The sequence below is a fragment of the Streptomyces sp. NPDC056161 genome, assembly GCF_042268025.1.
In the GTDB taxonomy this organism is placed as follows: Bacteria; Actinomycetota; Actinomycetes; order Streptomycetales; family Streptomycetaceae; genus Streptomyces.
Window position 1 is genome coordinate 79,054 of record NZ_JBHJUV010000023.1, and the last position, 17,259, is coordinate 96,312.

14 protein-coding genes and 1 tRNA gene are annotated in these 17,259 nt (G+C 71.4%); 5 read left to right on the forward strand and 10 right to left on the reverse strand.

The window, feature by feature from the left end; all coding sequences use genetic code 11:
* Positions 1 to 9 precede the first annotated feature (9 nt).
* Complete coding sequence (locus tag ACFC09_RS22255; RefSeq protein WP_376530992.1) at positions 10 to 759, reverse strand: YcnI family protein; 750 nt, start codon at positions 757 to 759, stop codon at positions 10 to 12.
* Between the two features lie 179 nt (positions 760 to 938).
* Complete coding sequence (locus tag ACFC09_RS22260; protein WP_376530994.1) at positions 939 to 1,871, reverse strand: hypothetical protein; 933 nt, start codon at positions 1,869 to 1,871, stop codon at positions 939 to 941.
* A gap of 183 nt (positions 1,872 to 2,054) precedes the next feature.
* Here ACFC09_RS22260 and ACFC09_RS22265 point away from each other — a divergent pair, with 183 nt between their 5' ends.
* The gene (locus ACFC09_RS22265; protein WP_376530997.1) at positions 2,055 to 2,498 is read left to right on the forward strand and encodes an ATP-binding protein; all 444 of its coding nucleotides are present in this window, start codon (positions 2,055 to 2,057) and stop codon (positions 2,496 to 2,498) included.
* 260 nt (positions 2,499 to 2,758) lie between these two features.
* Here the strand turns inward: ACFC09_RS22265 and ACFC09_RS22270 are convergent, their stop codons facing one another.
* From ACFC09_RS22270 to ACFC09_RS22280, 3 genes are all read right to left on the reverse strand, one after another.
* The gene (locus ACFC09_RS22270) at positions 2,759 to 4,135 is read right to left on the reverse strand and encodes a PLP-dependent aminotransferase family protein (RefSeq protein WP_376531000.1); all 1,377 of its coding nucleotides are present in this window, start codon (positions 4,133 to 4,135) and stop codon (positions 2,759 to 2,761) included.
* 249 nt (positions 4,136 to 4,384) lie between these two features.
* Entirely contained in the window at positions 4,385 to 5,851 is a 1,467-nt protein-coding gene (locus ACFC09_RS22275) for an aminopeptidase P family protein (RefSeq protein ID WP_376531003.1), read from the reverse strand.
* Between the two features lie 440 nt (positions 5,852 to 6,291).
* Complete coding sequence (locus tag ACFC09_RS22280) at positions 6,292 to 7,710, reverse strand: PP2C family protein-serine/threonine phosphatase (RefSeq protein WP_376531006.1); 1,419 nt, start codon at positions 7,708 to 7,710, stop codon at positions 6,292 to 6,294.
* A gap of 615 nt (positions 7,711 to 8,325) precedes the next feature.
* On the opposite strand from ACFC09_RS22280, the gene ACFC09_RS22285 reads away from it, so the two are divergent.
* Together ACFC09_RS22285 and ACFC09_RS22290 are read left to right on the forward strand one after the other, a co-directional pair.
* A complete protein-coding gene (locus ACFC09_RS22285) occupies positions 8,326 to 8,991 on the forward strand; it encodes a bifunctional DNA primase/polymerase (RefSeq protein ID WP_376531009.1) in 666 nt (221 codons plus the stop codon).
* A 55-nt stretch (positions 8,992 to 9,046) separates the two neighbouring features.
* Positions 9,047 to 9,652 (forward strand): hypothetical protein, encoded by a 606-nt coding sequence (locus ACFC09_RS22290; RefSeq protein WP_376531012.1) that lies wholly within the window; start codon positions 9,047 to 9,049, stop codon positions 9,650 to 9,652.
* 246 nt (positions 9,653 to 9,898) lie between these two features.
* Here ACFC09_RS22290 and ACFC09_RS22295 read toward each other — a convergent pair whose 3' ends face one another.
* The 3 genes from ACFC09_RS22295 to ACFC09_RS22305 all read right to left on the reverse strand — a co-directional run bounded on the left by ACFC09_RS22295 (position 9,899) and on the right by ACFC09_RS22305 (position 12,885).
* Positions 9,899 to 10,888, reverse strand: a complete 990-nt coding sequence (locus tag ACFC09_RS22295) for a DUF5926 family protein (protein ID WP_376531015.1) — start codon at positions 10,886 to 10,888, stop codon at positions 9,899 to 9,901.
* A gap of 339 nt (positions 10,889 to 11,227) precedes the next feature.
* Positions 11,228 to 11,854, reverse strand: a complete 627-nt coding sequence (locus tag ACFC09_RS22300; RefSeq protein ID WP_376531016.1) for an ATP-binding protein — start codon at positions 11,852 to 11,854, stop codon at positions 11,228 to 11,230.
* Positions 11,855 to 12,057: 203 nt separating this feature from the next.
* On the reverse strand, positions 12,058 to 12,885 hold the full coding sequence (locus tag ACFC09_RS22305; protein ID WP_376531018.1) for a glycerophosphodiester phosphodiesterase: 828 nt from the start codon (positions 12,883 to 12,885) through the stop codon (positions 12,058 to 12,060).
* A gap of 289 nt (positions 12,886 to 13,174) precedes the next feature.
* Here ACFC09_RS22305 and ACFC09_RS22310 point away from each other — a divergent pair, with 289 nt between their 5' ends.
* Positions 13,175 to 14,695: a S1C family serine protease gene (locus tag ACFC09_RS22310; RefSeq protein WP_376531021.1), complete on the forward strand. Its 1,521-nt coding sequence runs from the start codon at positions 13,175 to 13,177 to the stop codon at positions 14,693 to 14,695.
* Between the two features lie 58 nt (positions 14,696 to 14,753).
* Positions 14,754 to 14,840, forward strand: a tRNA-Ser gene (locus ACFC09_RS22315).
* 329 nt (positions 14,841 to 15,169) lie between these two features.
* On the opposite strand, the gene ACFC09_RS22320 is transcribed toward ACFC09_RS22315, so the two are convergent.
* Positions 15,170 to 16,006: a tat (twin-arginine translocation) pathway signal sequence gene (locus tag ACFC09_RS22320; protein ID WP_376531024.1), complete on the reverse strand. Its 837-nt coding sequence runs from the start codon at positions 16,004 to 16,006 to the stop codon at positions 15,170 to 15,172.
* Between the two features lie 461 nt (positions 16,007 to 16,467).
* The gene (locus ACFC09_RS22325; protein ID WP_376531027.1) at positions 16,468 to 17,058 is read right to left on the reverse strand and encodes a 1,4-alpha-glucan branching protein; all 591 of its coding nucleotides are present in this window, start codon (positions 17,056 to 17,058) and stop codon (positions 16,468 to 16,470) included.
* Positions 17,059 to 17,259: the final 201 nt, after the last annotated feature.

A 17,259-nucleotide genomic window follows, 5' to 3' on the forward strand; every position in this document is an offset into this window, starting at 1 on the left:
TGAGCGAGGTCAGGCGGCGGTCCGCCGCCGCCCGGCGATCAGGGCGTACGCGATGCCCGCCGCGCCGACGACGATGCCGACGATGCCGAGCACCCGCGCGGTGGTGTCGCTGCCGCCGGAGGAGTCCGACGCCTTGGTGGTGGCGGCCGCGTCCTTGCCGGTGGCCGCCGTGTCCGTCTGGCCCGAGGAACTGCCTGCGGCGGCGTCGCCGTGCCCGTCGTCGGACGCGGCGGTCAGGGCGAGGACCGGGGCCGGGTTCTCCGGTTCGGCCTGCCCCTTCTCCGGCACCTCGATCCAGCGCACGACGTCCTTGTTGTCGTACGTCTGGACGGCCTTGAAGACGAGTTCGTCGGTGTCCTCGGGCAGGGCGCCGATGGACAGCGGGAACTTCTGGAAGTAGCCGGGCTGGATGCCCTTGCCGTCGGCGGTCCAGGTGACCTTGGTGACGGCCTGGTTGATCTTCTCTCCGTGTACCTCGACGGGCTTGGCCAGCGTGGACTTGGTGACCTGCACCGTCCAGCCGTCGACCGCCTCCGGCATCACCGAGGCCAGCGGGTGGTCGGCGGGGAGGTTGACCTCCACCTTGGTGGTCGAGGCGTCGTCGCGCTCGTTGGGGACCTTGAAGTCGACGACCGCGTAGCCGCCCTTGGCCGCCGTGCCCTCCGGCTGCACGGTGACGTGCGCGAAGGCGGGTGCGGACAGGGCGAGGACGGCCGAGCCCGCGACGGCGGTGACGGCGGCGATACGAGAAGCCTTCATGGCAGAAAGCACTCCACTTCGAGTGGGTTCCGGTGGTTCTCCGGTCAGGAAGAAGGGCGCGCGTACGCACGCGCGCGTGCCGCGGGACGCGGCGGCCTTCTCCTCCCGGATCCCGGTGGCCGGATCTCAGTGGCTGGATCCCGGTTGGCCGGACCTCGGTGGAGCGGGGTCGCGTCGCGTCAGGCGGCGAGGACGAGTGCGAGCGCGGCCGGGGGACCGCGCCGGACCACTGTGTGCTGGAGCGCGGTGGTGTGCGGGGCGGGCGCGTCGTGCGGGGTGCTGCGCCGCAGCCGCGGGCCGGGATTCCGCTCGGCCGCGAGGCCGCCGCGGAGCGCGCGGGCCAGCGCGAGCGCCCCGCGCAGGGACCGTACGAGCGCCGCCTCGGCGACCCCGTGCGTCGACAGCTCCATCAGGCGCAGCAGTGCCAGGTCGCCGTGGCGCAGCAGCCAGCCGGCGACGACCGCCGCGAGGAGGTGGCCGAGCAGCATCGGCAGCGACGGCAGCAGCGCGCCGAAGGAACAGAAGGAGAAGGAGGAGGCGGCGGCGGTGGCGGAACCGGTGGTGGCGGCGGTCGCGTGGTGCGCCGCGTTCAGGCCGGCGGAGCCGGCGGCCGGACCGGAGGAGCCGGTGATCAGGTGGGCGCCGGCCAGGATCCGGTAGGCGTGCGCGGGGGAGATCGCCGCGGCGCCGGCACCGCAGACGAGCCGCGCGGCCTGTTCGACCAGGGTGGCGTCGGTCGTCCCGCTCATCGAGTCCATGGAGCCCATCGACCCCATCGAACCCATGGCGCCCGTCGAACCCGTCGGCACCGCGCCGGACGACATGCCGGTCATACCGTGTTGCCCCAGTCCGAACAGCGCGTGCAGCGCGATCTGGCCGAGGGCGAGCAGCGCGGCGATACCCGGCAGCGAGCGCTCGCGCCCGGCGAGCGGTGCCACGAGCACCAGGGAGCCCAGGAAGCCGACGGCCAGCGTCCACAGCGGGACGGAGGCGCAGGAGGCCAGGGAATGCCCGGCCGCGGCCAGCACGACGCAGACCGCGGCGAACACCGCGGCCCGCAGGATCCGGACTTGATGTCCGGAGCGCGCCGTGCGCGGCTGGGGGGCAGACATGGCGCGCTCATCATCCCACTGGACCCACGCGTGTCCTACGGCAGGTACGAAACTCTCTCCATACACCGATTCCTGTCTGAGTACATCCCCCGTATGGGCGGCGTCACGTCAACGGTGTGCTTACACCGGGGCGCGCGCGGCAATAGGTAACGGTATGTCGAGCCGCGGCCAGGAGGCTGGAGCATGAGCATCTGGTGGTCACTCCATCTGCGCCGCGAGGCCGCGAGCGTTCCCCTGGCGAGACGGCTGCTGCTCGGCGCGATGGAGACGGCGGGCGTGGATCCGGACATCTCCTACGATCTGTCCGTCGCTCTGACCGAGGCATGCGCGAACGCCGTGGAACACGGGGGCGGCGGCGCGCGCGGCACCTCGGGGGTGTACCGGGTGACCGCCTATCTGGACGGCGAGAGATGCCGGATCGAAGTGACCGACTCCGGGCCGGGCTTCACGCATCCCCCGGCCATACGACCCGCGCGGGTGGATGCGGAGCACGGCCGCGGGCTGTGTCTGATCAGGGAACTCGCCGATCACGTCCACATCGGCAACAAGCCCGGCCGGGGCGGCACGGTGGTGAGCTTCGACAAGATGCTCAAGTGGACGAAGGACGCTCCGCTCGTTGCGGTCTAGCCTCCACGACGAAAGACGCCGCGGTGTGAACACCGCCTGTGCGACCTCTGCCCGCGCGACCTCCGCGTCTGCGCGACCTCCGCGTCTGCGACTTCTGCGGCTGCGGCCGTCGCTTCGGTGACCACTTCCTCTACGACCGTCGCCTCTACGACCGTCGCCTCTACGACCACTGCCTTTGGGACTGCCACCTCTGGGACTGCCGCCGCTGCCGCTGGGACCGCTGCCGCTGGGACCGCCGCATCGGCGTGACCCTTTTCCGCTCAGCGGCCGTCCAGTACTTCGGCCAGCGCCTCCAGGGCCTGTGGATAAACCCGTTCCTGTGGCGTCCCGTACCCGACGACGAGCCCCTGTGGCCGCCCCGTGCCGCCGGGCGTGTGCCAGTGGTCGTCCAGGCAGCCCAGGGCCAGTCCCGCCGCCTCGGCCCGGGCCCGTGCCTCCGCCTCGTCACCGACCTCCACCAGGGCGTGCAGACCGGCCGCGATCCCGCTCACCCGGTCGGCACCCAACCGGTCCAGGAGCCGGTCCCGACGGCGCCGGTACCGGAGCCGGCACGCGCGCACGTGCCGGTCGTAGCCCTGGCTGTCGATCAGATCGGCCAGCGCCAACTGGCCCAGGGACTCCGTGTGGTGGTCGCTGTGCAGCTTGGCGTCGGCGACGGCGTCCACCAGGTGCGGCGGCAGCACCATCCAGCCCAGCCGCAGCCCCGGGCCCAGCGTCTTGGAGGCGGTGCCCAGGTAGACGACCTGGTGCGGGGCCATGCCCTGGAGGGCGCCGACCGGCCGGCGGTCGTAGCGGAACTCCCCGTCGTAGTCGTCCTCGACGATCAGCCCGCCACGCGCGCGTGCCCAGTCGCCGAGCGCCCGGCGCCGCTCCGGGTGCAGCGTCACCCCGGTGGGGAACTGGTGGGCGGGCGTGACGACCACGGCCGCCGCGTCCCCCAATGCCTCGGCGCGGGCCCCGCGTTCGTCGACCGGTACGGCCACCACGCGAGCGCCGTTGCGCCGCACCACCTCCCGGTGGAAGGGCAGCCCGGGGTCCTCCATGGCCACCGTGCCCCCGCCCAGCACGCGCGTGAGCAGCGCGAGGCCCTGGACGAACCCGGAGGTGACCACGATCCGCTCCGGCGGCGCGAGCACCCCCCGGGTCCGTCCCAGATAGCCGGAGAGCGCGGTGCGCAGCTCGATCCGGCCGCGCGGATCGCCGTAGCCGTACGCCACGGAGGGTGCCGCGGCGAGGGCGCGGCGCAGCGCGCGCAGCCAGGCGGCCGCCGGAAAGGCCCCGACGTCGGGGCGGCCGGGCCGCAGGTCGAAACGCGGCGCACGCGCGTGTGCGGCCGCCTCCGGCGCGTCCGCGTCCCCGGACGGCAGCGCCGCCACCCGGGTGCCCGAGCCCTGCCGCGCGGTCAGATAGCCCTCGGCGACGAGCTGGTCGTAGGCCGCCTTCGCGGTGCCCCGTGAGATGCCCAGCTCCGCCGCGAGCTGCCGGGTCGCGGGCAACCGCGTGCCCGGCGTCAGCCGGCCGTCCCGCACGGCGTCCCTCAGGATCCGTTGCAGCCCGTCCCGGCGCCCGTCCCCCAGGTCCGGCATGTCTGGTTCGAGGCGCGGATCGACACCGACGCCGGTCCAGAAATCGTCCACGATCCCTCGGTGTCCCCCTCGGTCGCTGTCAGCACAACCCGCATGCCACGGCACTGCCACTGCCACTGCCACTGCCGACGCCCACGCCGGTGCCGGTGCCGGTGCCGGTGTCCGTGCGCCGCGAATGGTGCGGGCGGTCGGGCGGATCCGGCCCGAGCCATCGACGGACAAGGCGTGCCAAGCGGGTGAAGCGGTGAAAACAGATGAAATGGCCGAGTACCTGGCGATACTCGGCCATTCATCACGACATCAGCCCTTCAGTGCGGCCATCCACGCCTCGACCTCGTCCGACCGGCGGGGCAGCCCGGCGCTGAGGTTCCGGTTGCCGTCCTCCGTGACCAGGATGTCGTCCTCGATGCGGACGCCGATGCCGCGGTACTCCTCCGGCACGGTCAGGTCGTCGCTCTGGAAGTACAGGCCCGGCTCGACCGTCAGCACCACACCGGGCTCCAGCACGCCGTCCACGTACGTCTCGGTCCGCGCGGCCGCGCAGTCGTGGACGTCCAGGCCGAGCATGTGACCGGTGCCGTGCAGGGTCCAGCGGCGTTGCAGACCCAGCTCCAGGACCCGCTCGACCGGTCCCTCGACCAGACCCCACTCGACGAGCCGCTCCGTGAGCACCCGCTGGGCGGCGTCGTGGAAGTCGCGGTACTTGGCGCCGGGCCGCACCGCCGCGATACCGGCCTCCTGGGCCTCGTACACGGCGTCGTAGATCTTCTTCTGGATCTCGCTGTAGGTGCCGCTCACCGGCAGCGTGCGGGTGACGTCCGCGGTGTACAGCGTGTGGGTCTCGACACCGGCGTCCAGCAGGAGCAGGTCGCCGGAGCGGACCGGGCCGTCGTTGCGGACCCAGTGCAGCGTGCAGGCGTGCGGTCCGGCGGCGCAGATGGAGCCGTAGCCGACGTCGTTGCCCTCCACCCGCGCGCGGAGGAAGAAGGTGCCCTCGATGTAGCGCTCACTGGTGGCCTCGGCCCGGTCGAGGACCTTCACGACGTCCTCGAAGCCGCGCACGGTCGAGTCGACCGCCTTCTGGAGTTCGCCGATCTCCCACCCGTCCTTGACCAGCCGCGCCTCGGAGAGGAAGACCCGCAACTCGTCGTCGCGCTCGGCGGTGACCTTGTCGGTGAGCGCGGCCTCGATCTCCGCGTCGTACCCGCGCACGACGCGGACCGGGCCGGTGGCCTCGCGCAGCGTGTCGGCCAGCTCGCGGACGTCCGCGGCCGGGATGCCGTACAGCGCCGCGGACTCGGTGAGCGAGTGGCGGCGGCCGACCCACAGCTCGCCCTGGCCGGAGAGCCAGAACTCGCCGTTCTCCCGGTCGGAGCGGGGCAGCAGGTAGATCGTCTCCTGGTGGCCGTCGGCGGTCGGCTCCAGGACGAGTACGCCGTCCTCGGTCTGGTTCCCGGTGAGGTACGCGTACTCCACGGAGGCCCGGAAGGGGTAGTCCGTGTCGTTCGAGCGCACCTTCAGGTTGCCCGCCGGGACGACCAGGCGTTCACCCGGGAAACGGGCGGACAGCGCGGCCCGGCGGCGAGCGGCGTGCTCGGCCTGCTCCACCGGCTTCAGGTCGCGCAGTTCCGTGTCGGCCCAGCCGGACTTCATGTTTTCGGCCAGTTCGTCGGAAACGCCCGGGTACAGGCCGTTCTTGCGCTGCTTGATCGGCTCCTCCGACTCAGTCTCCGGGGTCTCCGGGTTGAGTTCGTCGGCCACGGTCATCCTCCTCGATACGGCACGGATCCTCCCCGGACGCTCGGCGCTCTGGGCTCCGCACGAGCAGGGGGGATCCCCATCATCGTACGGTCGCACCGGGTCGGTCCCGGGGCGGGAAGACCTGTTATGCCCGGTCATGCGACCCGCTTGCGCGCGGCGCCGAGCACGCCACCCGCTTGCGTCCCGTCCGGTCCGCGCGCTCCGGTCCGGACCGGTCACGCGACTCGGGTCCGGCCCGGTCCCGCCCGCGCCGCCGACGGGACAGCGGTCAACCGGTGCGCACCTTCGGCGCGGACGGCGGTCGCCCGAAGCGAACCGCCCGTCGGCGCGGTCAGGGGTCGCCGAAAGCGAACTGTCCACCGGCGTGGACGGCGGTCCCCCGAAGCGAACCGCCCCTCGGCGCGGACATCAGCCGCCCGGGACGCACCCCGCGGGGCGGGCAGAAGTCATTCGAAGCGTGCCGCCAGCAGGACGACGTCCTCCTCGCTGTCCGCCGCGTCCGGCCCGCCCGGCAGCATGGCCCGCAGCACGTGGTCGGCGAGGGCGTCGGGGTCGCGGCGCAGCGGGCGAGGGGCGCTGGCGCCCGCCGCGTGCAGCCGGGCGAAAGCGCGGTCCATGGGGTCGCCGGTACGGCGCAGCAGCCCGTCGGTGTAGAGCAGAACCGTCTCTCCAGCCGCCGCCTCGATCTCCACGCTCGGCGCCTCCCAGCAGGCGAGCATCCCGAGCGGCGCGGACACGGAGGTCTCCGCGAACTCGGTGCGCCGCTCACCGATCAGCAGCGGCGGGTTGTGTCCGGCGCCGGCCAGCGTGACCTTGCGCAGCGCGGGTTCGCAGTAGGCGAACAGCGCGGTGGCGGAGCGGGCGGGCTCGGTCAGCCGCAGCAGCAGTTCGAGGTCGGACAGGACGGCGACCGGGTCCTCGCCCTCCATCACGGCGTACGCCCGCAGCGACGCGCGCAGTCGGCCCATCGCGGCGACCGCGCTCGGCCCGCAGCCGGTGACCGAGCCGACCGCGAGGCCGAGCGCGGCGTCCGGCAGCGGCAGCGCGTCGTACCAGTCGCCGCCGCCGCGCGGGCCGCTGCGGTGCCGGGCGGCGAGCTGCACGCCGGCCACCCGGGGCAGCCGGGAGGGAAGCAGTTCCTCCGTGACGGTCGCCATGCACGCGCGCGTGCGTTCCAGTTCCAGCAGCCGGGCGAGGTGTTCGGTGGCGTAGCGCACGTACAGGCCGGCGAGGTGGCGCTGCCGCTCGTGCGGTTCGGCCGGTTCGTCGTAGAACCAGACGGCCGCGCCGAGCCGCCCCGCGTCCTCGGTGGACAGCGGCAGGGCGTAACTGGCGGCGTAGCCGAGGCGGACGGCCACCTCGCGGTGGCGGGGGTCGAGACCGTCCTCGGCGAACAGGTCGGAGTGGACGATCTCGCCGTCGCCGCCGGGCAGTCCGGCGGCCGTGTCGAGGAGCTTGCCGTAGGGCAGGGCGCAGCGGGGCACGGTCTCGATGTGGCCGAGATCGGACCGCGCGAGACCCAGACCGACCGTCCGGCGGGGACCGAGACCGTCGTCGGGCTCCAGGACGAACAGACCGCGCCGGGCGCCCACGAGGGCGGCTCCGGCGCTCAGCACTTCCTGGAGCGCGGGGTCGAGCGAGTCGGTGCGGGCCAGGCGTTCGGTGAGTTCGTGGAGGGTCGTGAGGTCGGAGACCCAGCCGGCCAGCCGGTCCTGGAGGAGGGCGCCGGGTGCCGGGACGTTCGAGACAGTGGTCTTCGTCACGGGGGGCGCACTCGGTGCGGCTGGTGCGGGGGCGACAGTGTGTGCGGATGTGGCGATCGAAGAATCGATTCCGGCCACTTTCGGAGGATGCGAGGCACTCATGGCACACGGCCTTCAGACCAGTGCGTATTGCTGAATAGCATCGCAAACCCCCATGTCATTCTGCGTAGCTAGCAATGTCTCCACATGTACACGCACTCATGATGAGATGTCCAGCATTGTCCTGCGGGGATTCCTGGTGTCCGTGGGCCTCTTGTGGGTTTCCGCCGGACCTCTTGCGCTACGGTGAAGTTGGCTTGAAACTGCCTCGGGTATCGGTTCATTGCGGTCGACTGGGTTTGCTCCACGGAGCGTCACAACGGTCGTGATGGGTACGTACTCGGAGAAGGCCAGGGGTGGTTGGGGGCCACCCGGAACCTGGCGACCGACCCGGGCGTCTTAACCACCGACGACCGTGCCCCATCCTCCCGTGGCGAGGCGGAGGGAAATGCGCGGGACGGCGAAACGCCAGACTTCGCCACCCCCACGCCGCGGCCGTGTTTTGACAGGCGCAGTGCAGTAGGGACGCGGAAACGGCCAACGCTCGACCCCTTGGGGGTCCCCTTGCCCGGAGCAGGGGTGTGATGCGCCAACAGGTACGCACAGTGAAGTGATCGACACATGATGTGATGTGGTCCACAGTGTTGCCAGCGGTGCAACGGAAAGGAACGAGCGCTCATGCGCGAGATCCTCAAAAGGCGACGCAGGCTCCTGTCCAGGCGGAACGGCGGGGGGCCTGACCTGATCGGCGCGGCCCTCACCTTCGCTGCGGAATGGCAGTGGCCGGTGCTCCCGGGCGTGGCCCCGGACCCGCAGGGCCGGGCTCGCTGCGCATGTCCCGACCCCGAGTGCACAGTGCCCGGTGCGCACCCCTTCGACCCCGGCCTCCTCGCGGCCACCACCGACGAGCGCATGGTGCGCTGGTGGTGGACCAATCGGCCGGGTGCGCCCATCGTCCTCGCCACCGGGGGCGATGCGCCCTGCGCGGTCAGCCTGCCCGCCCTCGCGGCGGCCCGCGCCCTCGACGCGCTCGACCGCCGGGGCATGCGGCTCGGCCCGGTGGTCGCCTCACCCACCCGGTGGGCCCTGCTCGTGCGGCCGTACTCCATGGAGCAGCTGGGCGAACTGCTCTACGCCAAGGACTTCGTCCCCGGCTCCCTGCGCTTCCACGGCACGGGCGGCTACCTCGCCCTGCCGCCCTCCGAGACCGGCCAGGGCGCCATCCGCTGGGAGCGCGCCCCGCTGCCCGGCTCGGCCGCGCCCTGGGTGCCCGACGTGGAGGCCGTGGTGGACGCGGCGGTCGACGCGCTCACTCGTACGGGTGTGAGCGCGCCGGAGTTGTAGGGGTGTCGGGCGCGCGCGGGACCGGGACCCCGTTCCCGCTCGTTATCGTCCGCACATGAACGTACGTCTGCTCGCCCTGGCGGGCGTCGCGGCCTGCGCGCTGGCGCTGCCGTTGGCCGTGGCGTCCGCGGGCCCCGTCGGCGAGAAGGGCGCAGCGGCCGTACGCCGTGCCGTGCACGGGGCCGTCCACGACGCGCCGTACGACCTCTCGTACGACCGTGTGCACGGCGACGCACGCGATGACGAGAAGGCGTCACCCGTCCCGTCCGTCCCGTCCGGCAGCTCCTCGCCGCTGCGGCTCGGCCTGGGTCTCGCCACGGCCGCCCGCTGCGGGCCGGAACTCTCCTCACCCGGCGGCATCGAGGCCCAGACCTGTGTCCTGACACAGGGCGCGGAGACCTGGGCGCGCACCTACTACCGCAATGCCACCGGGGCGGCACTGGAGTCCGTGCTCAGTCTGCTGGCGCCCGGCGACCGTACTGTGCGGACGCGGTGCCTGGTGGGAGCCGACGACGCGCCCGGCACCTGTGACACGCCGCGCGAGCGTCTCCGGGGCGGCCCGGACGGCTACAGCGCGGTCACGGAGTTCTCCACCCGCGGGGACCAGGGGCCGCTGCTGCTGCGTTCGGGAAGCAACTCCGGTCCGATCGACGAAAGTTGACGGACAGTCACGTTCCGCACAGGGTGGCCGGGCATGGAAAGGCCCGGTTGCTGGCGACGGGGGATGCACCAGCAACCGGGCTACTGGAACGGTAACAAGAGATCGGCGGTTCGCAAATTCCGTCTCGGCTATTCGGACACCGATTTCCCTGTTACATCGGGGAGTTGTGACAGGAGTCACCCGCTGCGACGGTCCGGGGCGCGACTGACCGGCCGGACAATCGCACACCTGTGCGGAATCTGTGTCTCAGTTGAGCGTGACCTGTCGGTTGGTCAGACCTCCGCGCGCGCGTCGCTCGTCGGGGGTGAGCGGAGCGTCGGAGGCCAGAGCCCCGGTCAGCCGCTCGGCGAACTCGGCGGCCGGCTTCTCCACGTCCTCGGCCGAGACCGAGCTCGGCAGGTCCCACACCGGCGCGGTGAGCCCGTGGGCGCGGAAGGAGCCGACGAGGCGGGTGCCGTCGCCGAGATCCGAGCGGCCCGCCGCGTGCAGCCGGGCGAGGGCGTCCAGAAGCTGCTCCTCCGGGTACGGCATGACCCAGCGCAGGTGGTTCTTCTCCGTGGTCTCGCACCAGTACGCGCAGTCCACGCCGGTCAGCTTCACCGTGGGGACGGCCGCGGCGTTGGCCCGCTCCAGGGAGGCGGCCACGTCCGGGGTGGCGTTCTCCGCGTCCGGCACCCAGAACTCGAAGCCGCTGTGCACAACTGGCTCGAAGGCGCCCTCGGGGGCGAGGAGGTCCTGGAGCCGCGGGCCGTCGGCCGGCGCGCGCCGGCCCTGGACGGGTGTGCCCGGCTCGGCGACGAGGGCCCGCTGGAGGGTGTCGGCGAGGTCGCGGCTGATGTCACCGGACGAGGTGTCGTTCTGCAGGCCGAGCAGCACCGTGCCGTCGTCGCGGCGCAGGGCCGGCCACGCCATGGGGAGCACCGTGGCGAGCGTCACCGAAGGGACGCCCTCGGGCAGGTCGTCCTTCAGAGTCAGTAGCGCGGTGGCGGCGGGCACCAGCTCGCGCAGCGCCACCCAGTCACCCTCGCTCGGCAGGCCCTCGAAGGGACGCTGCACCAGCTCGGTCGCGGCATGCGCGGCGGCCCGGCCGTGGCACGCCTTGTAGCGGCGGCCGCTGCCGCAGGGGCAGGGCTCGCGGGCGCCGACAACCGGAACCTGCCCGTCAGCGCCTACGGCACCGACACCACCCGTGGTCTGCGGGTGCTTGGCCTTCGTCTGGGGTCGCTTTTTGGCCATGGTGGCTGTCTCCCGGTTACGGCTCATCTCGTACGGGCGGAGCCTAGCCGCTCGCGCGGGGCCCGACCGGGACCTGTGGATGACGCGGCTCCTGTGGATGACACGGGCGGTCCCTGTGGACGACGGGGCGCACGCCGGGCGGTGCCGTGTGCGGTGCCCCGCGACGAGTCGCCCCACGATCGGCCCCGCCCGGTCGACGATTCGCCCCGGTCGCCGGGTGAGTCCCCTCACGCGGTCGAGGAGTTCCCCCGCGCGGTCGACGATTCGCCCCGCTCGGCCGACACCGCGTCGCTGCCCGCGACCGGGGCCGACGATCGGCTGAAGTTTCGGTCCGAGCCGTCAGTCCGCGTCGTCGAAGGCGTCCGCGAACCCGAGGTCGGGAAGCGCGGAGACGGCCGGTGCGGCGAAGTCGTCCCGGCGATGCCCGGCGTCCGGATCGTGCACGTCCACGTGGACGACGACCCACACGGTGACCTCGCCCCGGGTGTCGTCCCGGACGCCCCAGTCGTCGGCCAGCGCCGTGATGATGTTCAGCCCACGACCGCCGTGCGCGCTGACCGACGGGGTGGCCGGCGCCGGGCGGGTCGGACCGCCACCGTCCGTCACCTCGACAATGAGCCGACCGCCCTGGTCCACGGACCACGCGGCGCGGACGTCCCCGTCACCTGCCGGGGCGTCACCGAGTGGACGCCCGTGCTTGCAGGCATTGCTCAAAAGTTCCGACAGGATCAGTACGGCATCGTCGATGACCGATTCTGATACGCCACCGTTGCGCAACTGATCACGCATCCGGTGTCTCGCTTTCCCCACGCCCGCAGGGCCATGGGGTACGGCCATGCTCGACGACGTGGGCACCTCCTGTGCCACCACCAACGCCACCCCCGAGACCTCCTTCGCCCCACGCCACGGTGTGGATGCCCCATTGGCCTGTACTGGAAACCGGCCAATCCGCGTCCGGAGACGCACTCGCAACGATCGAACACGGAGCGAACGCGCCGGAGCACTTCTCGTGACGGAGTCGAGAGGGTGTGGCTTGATTTCGATGCTCTGGCCGAGAAGGGAGCATGCTTCAGGTATGCGGATGGGGTCAAGGGGGGTGAACCGGTCTTACGAGGCTCTTTATGTCACACGGGGTGCCCTCCACGGAGCCGGTGTCATCGGCTCCGACGTCACCGCCCGAGCTGGCGCAGTACGGCGCGGGGACGGTTGGTGATGATGGCGTCGACGCCCAGCCCGACGCAGAGGTCGACGTCCTCGGGCTCGTTGACGGTCCACACGTGCACCTGGTGACCGGCCCGCTTCAGCCGCTCGATGTACGCCGGGTGGTTGCGTACGATCCGGATCGACGGGCCCGCGATCCGGACCCCGGCGGGCAGCCGCCCGTCCCGCAGCCGGGGCGAGACGAACTGCATCAGGTACACCGTCGGCAAGGCGGGCGAGGCCGCCCGCACCCGGTGCAGCGAGCGCGCCGAGAAGCTCATGATCCGTACCTGTGGGTGCGCGGTGCCGGCCGGGGCGTCGAGCCCGTACCGCTTCAGGAGCGCCAGCAGCCGCTCCTCCACCTGTCCGGCCCAACGCGTGGGGTGCTTCGTCTCGATGGCCAGTTCCACCCGCCGTCCGGCGCTCGTGACCAGCTCCAGCAGCCGTTCCAGGGTGAGTACGGAGGTCTCCGCGCGATCCTCCGGACGGAACTCCCAGTCGGGCTCCTCGTCCCGGCCGCGCCAGGTCTCGCGGGTCTTGCGGGAGCCGAAGTCCAGAGCGGCGAGTTCGGCCAGTTCCAGGGCGGACACCGCCCCGCGCCCGTTGGACGTACGGTTGACGCGCCGGTCGTGGACGCAGACGAGGTGGCCGTCCGCGGTCATCCGTACGTCGCACTCAAGGGCGTCCGCACCGTCCTCGATCGCCTTCTTGTAGGCGGCGAGGGTGTGCTCGGGGGCGTCCTCGGAGGCCCCCCGGTGGGCGACGACCTGGACGTCGTGCTGTGGTGCGTGGGTCACCGCGTCATGGTGCCATCGTGTGGAGGTACGCGTGGCGGCACGGGCGCGTACGTGAAGCGAACGGTGGCAGTGACTTCGCTCATGAATAGAAGTTTTGTCAGAAAAGCCCTATATAAAGGTTGGCCTCGGACCCACAGCGACCGCTTATGGTGCTCTGACGTCCCGTGGGAAAAGCTGACGTCAGACAAAAGCACATGCACAGCTGCATCGCGCCGGACCGTGAACAATCCTGAACGCGCGTGACCGAGTGCGACCGAGAACAACAGCCGTGGACCGAGGAGAAGAAGCTGTGAGCACCGAGAACGAGGGCACTACGGTACCTCCTGCCCCGTCCGCACCCCCCGTGCCGGTGGCATCTCCCGCTGCTTCCCCACAGGCAGCCCCGCCTGAGGAGAGCGCCCCGACGGCCCCGGTCCCGCCGGTGCCCCCGGGCACCCCCGGCGCCCCGGAATCCGCCGCGCAGTCCGCCACGGACCCGTCGGACGCCACGCCGGCCTCCGACCCCACCCCGGCGTCCGGCCCCGCCCCGGACAGCTCCTGGCCGCCCCCGCCCCCGGCCACCCCTTCCTACGCGGACGGCGGTTACGCGGACGGCGGCGCGGGTGCCGGCTATGCGGACGGCGGCGCGGGTGCCGGCTCCGGCTGGGGAGCCTCGTACCAGCAGCCCGCCACCAAGCCGCGCGGCAACGGTCGCGGCGGGCTGGTCGCCGCGGTCCTGGTGGCCGCGCTGGTCGCGGGCGGCCTGGGCGGTGGCCTGGGCTACACCCTGGCCAAGAACAACGACGACAGCGGCTCCACCACCGTCTCGGCCTCCGACGGCGGCACCGCCTCGCAGGTCAAGCGCTCCCCGGGCACCATCGCGGCCGTCGCGTCCAAGGCGCTGCCCAGCACGGTCACCATCGATTCGGAGGGGACGAACGGCCAGGGCGGCACCGGCACCGGGTTCGTCTTCGACAAACAGGGTCACATCATCACCAACAACCACGTGGTGGCGGACGCCGTGGACGGCGGCAAGCTGACCGCGACGTTCCCGAGCGGAAAGAAGTACGACGCGGAGGTCGTCGGCCACGCGCAGGGCTACGACGTCGCCGTCATCAAGCTGAAGAACGCCCCGTCCGACCTCCAGCCGCTCGCCCTCGGCGACTCCGACAAGGTGGCCGTCGGCGACGAGACGATCGCGATCGGCGCCCCCTTCGGACTGTCCAACACGGTGACGACCGGCATCATCAGCGCCAAGAACCGCCCGGTCGCCTCCAGCGACGGCAGCTCCGGCAGCGCGGCGTCCTACATGAGCGCCCTGCAGACCGACGCGTCCATCAACCCGGGCAACTCCGGCGGCCCGCTGCTGGACGCCGGCGGCGCGGTCATCGGCATCAACTCCGCGATCCAGTCGACCGGTGGCGGCGGACTGGGCGGCTCCAGCCAGTCCGGCTCGATCGGTCTCGGCTTCGCCATCCCGATCAACCAGGCCAAGTACGTCGCCCAGCAACTGATCGCGACCGGCAAGCCGGTCTACGCGAAGATCGGCGCGTCCGTCTCCCTGGAGGACACCACCAACGGCGCGACGATCACCGACCAGGGCGTCTCCGGCTCGGCGGCGGTCGAGACGGGCGGTCCGGCGGCCAAGGCGGGCCTCAAGCCCGGCGATGTCATCACCAAGCTCGACGACAGGGTGATCGACAGCGGCCCGACCCTGATCGGCGAGATCTGGACCCACAAGCCCGGCGACAAGGTCACCGTCACCTACAAGCGCGGCGGCCAGGAGCACACGGCCCAGCTGACCCTCGGCTCCCGCGAGGGCGACAGCTGACCCGGCGCACCTGCCGACCGGTTAGTCTTGTCCCCGCGCCGACGACAGCACGGCGCGGGGAGGCGTGCCCGAGCGGCCGAAGGGAACGGTCTTGAAAACCGTCGTGGCAGCGATGTCACCGTGGGTTCAAATCCCACCGCCTCCGCGCGATGAGTAGTGAGAACGGCCCCTGACCAGGCGAGATGGTCGGGGGCCGTCGCCGTGCGCGTTCCCTGTGGCCGCCCGGTGCTCCCCGCGGCTCCCCGTACCGGCGGGCACGGTCGGGGCACGTCGTTCACGCGTCCTCGCTCAGGCACAGGAACTCGTGAGCGGGCATGACGGGCTCTCCCGACGTCGGGTCGATCGCCGACTCTCACCGCGATTCTCGCGACGTCGATCGGGCTGTTCGCGGCTGTCTCGCCGACCAAGGGCCAGCGAAGTTCCGGGGCACCTTCTTCGCTGACGACAAAGGCGGTTCCTGTTCCGACGGGTGACTCACCACCCTCCGGCGAAGAAGTCGGCGAGTGCGCGAGGTGAGTCCGCCGCGCTGGTCGTGTTCGCGAAGGCGACCACGAGCGCAGCGGCCGTCAGGACAGCCGAGGCGGTGAAGCCGAATTTCGGCGCGCGCCTCGACTGCCTTTCGGGCGAGGTCTTCAGCTGCCGCCACAGCAAGGCACTTGCACTGGCCATCGCGAGCGCGAGCAAAGCGGCCATCACCGCAAATGCGGCGTGGTACACGGCGAAGTCGCTGATCATCACGGACAGGGCGGGGGAGCGCTGACCGTCGGGGTAGACGGCGAGTTGCTGCCGGGCCTGGGCGAGGCTCTGGGTGAGTTCGCCGTCGGCACCGCCTGTCGTCAGCATGGGAAGCAGCGAGGCGAACGGTGCCGCCGCTCCTTGCAGATTGGCCATCAGGGCGACGAGGGCGAAGATCCCGAGCACCCCGACGAGGGAGCCGGCCCACGTGACTGGGAGCCGGTGGGACCGTCGTTCGATCTGTTGCCGGCCGCGCCGCCACAGGACGACGCCGAGCCCCACGGCCACTGCCAGAAGCAGTGCGGAAACCCCAGCTTTGACGAGATGAAACCGGAACCAGTAACTCACCGTGGTGCCCAGCAACGCCGGGAAATCCTCGCTGCCGGAAGCCCAGTAGGCCACGAATCCACGGCGGAAGGAATCGCCGACGTTCGCCGTGTTGACGGAACTCCGCGCCAGAGCGTTGGGCGCGAGGAAGAAGGCGACGAGGAGCGCTCCGGTCAGGGCGGTCAGGAACCTGATCTGGCGCCGCGGGTCCGTGGACATGGAGCGGGACAAGGAGGTGAAGCTTTTCATGTACGGCCTTCGGATCTCGTGGGACGCACCGTCTTTCCGGGCGTATCGGGGCCTGAGCACCCAGAACGGAAAGCTATCGGCGGGCGCCCGATCGGTCCCTGGAGCCGGCCTCCGGTTACGAGGTAGGGCTAACCCCACCTGTGGAGCATCCGACCGCTGTTGTACGTGGTCCTCGCCGGCCGCACGAACGACGTCCGTGTGGAAAAGCCGTCGCGGTGGCGTTCTGAGACGGTTTTCCCCCAGCAATTCGACGCACCGAGATCCGCTCCGCAGACCGCGCACGAGATCTTCTCCAGGCCGGCGCCGCAGTGAACGACTTCGACGTCGTCGTACCAGACGACTTCCGTCCCACGGCGGGCGTCGTCGGCGGGAAGCATTTCGGACGACACGGCCGCAGCACGATCTGCCTCGGCCTGATTCGGCTGCCAGTACCGATCGGTTCGGCTTCCGCGGACGGCCACCTACCGGGGCGCCACCGTTGCCACTACTCCCTGACCAGCCGTTCCGTTCGGCCAGGTCCACCCGGCTATGAGATGTCCGTACGGCATCCGTCCGTCTGCTGCCGGCCCCAGCACACGATTGACGTGAACCTCGAACCCGTCATCAGGGCCGGTTCCGTGCACGGTGACGTTCGGGTCGGGGGTGTCGCTCTCGCTCTGGTGCTGAGCCGTCGCCTCGCCGTGCAGCAGTGCGCGCAACTGCGCCATCACCACCGGGTCGTGGATACCGTCGTAGATCCAGCGGGTGCCGAGCACGCCGTGCTCGGAGGTGCCGATCAGTGCCTCCGCGGGGACGCCGTCGAGCGCCGCGCCGCGGTAGCCCATCGGTACCACGTACGCCACCGGTTCCCGCTCCTGCTCCTGTGCGCTGGTGTCCACCACGACCATGAACTCGATCCCGACCGCGCCCTCAGGGTCGTCCAGGCGGAACCCACCTGCCTTGAGCAGCTCCGGTGCCTTCGCGTCGCCCACGTACCAACTCTGCTTCGGCAGCCACTCCGTGAGCAGTTCCAGCTTGGTGGGTTTCATGGTGGTGTGGTGGATGAAGGCCATGCGAGTCCCCCTCATGCGTGGGTCCGGGCCCGTTCTACGACGGGTGCGACCGAACCTATAGGAAACGGCCCTGCTTCCTGATCGGTGGGAAGTGGCCAAGATCTCCGCGTCGTTTTTGCGTGGTGCATGGTGCGTGGTGCGTGGTGAGTGGTGAGTGGATGGTGGGTGGTGCTTGGCGTCGTCCGTTGGTGCGTCAGTCCT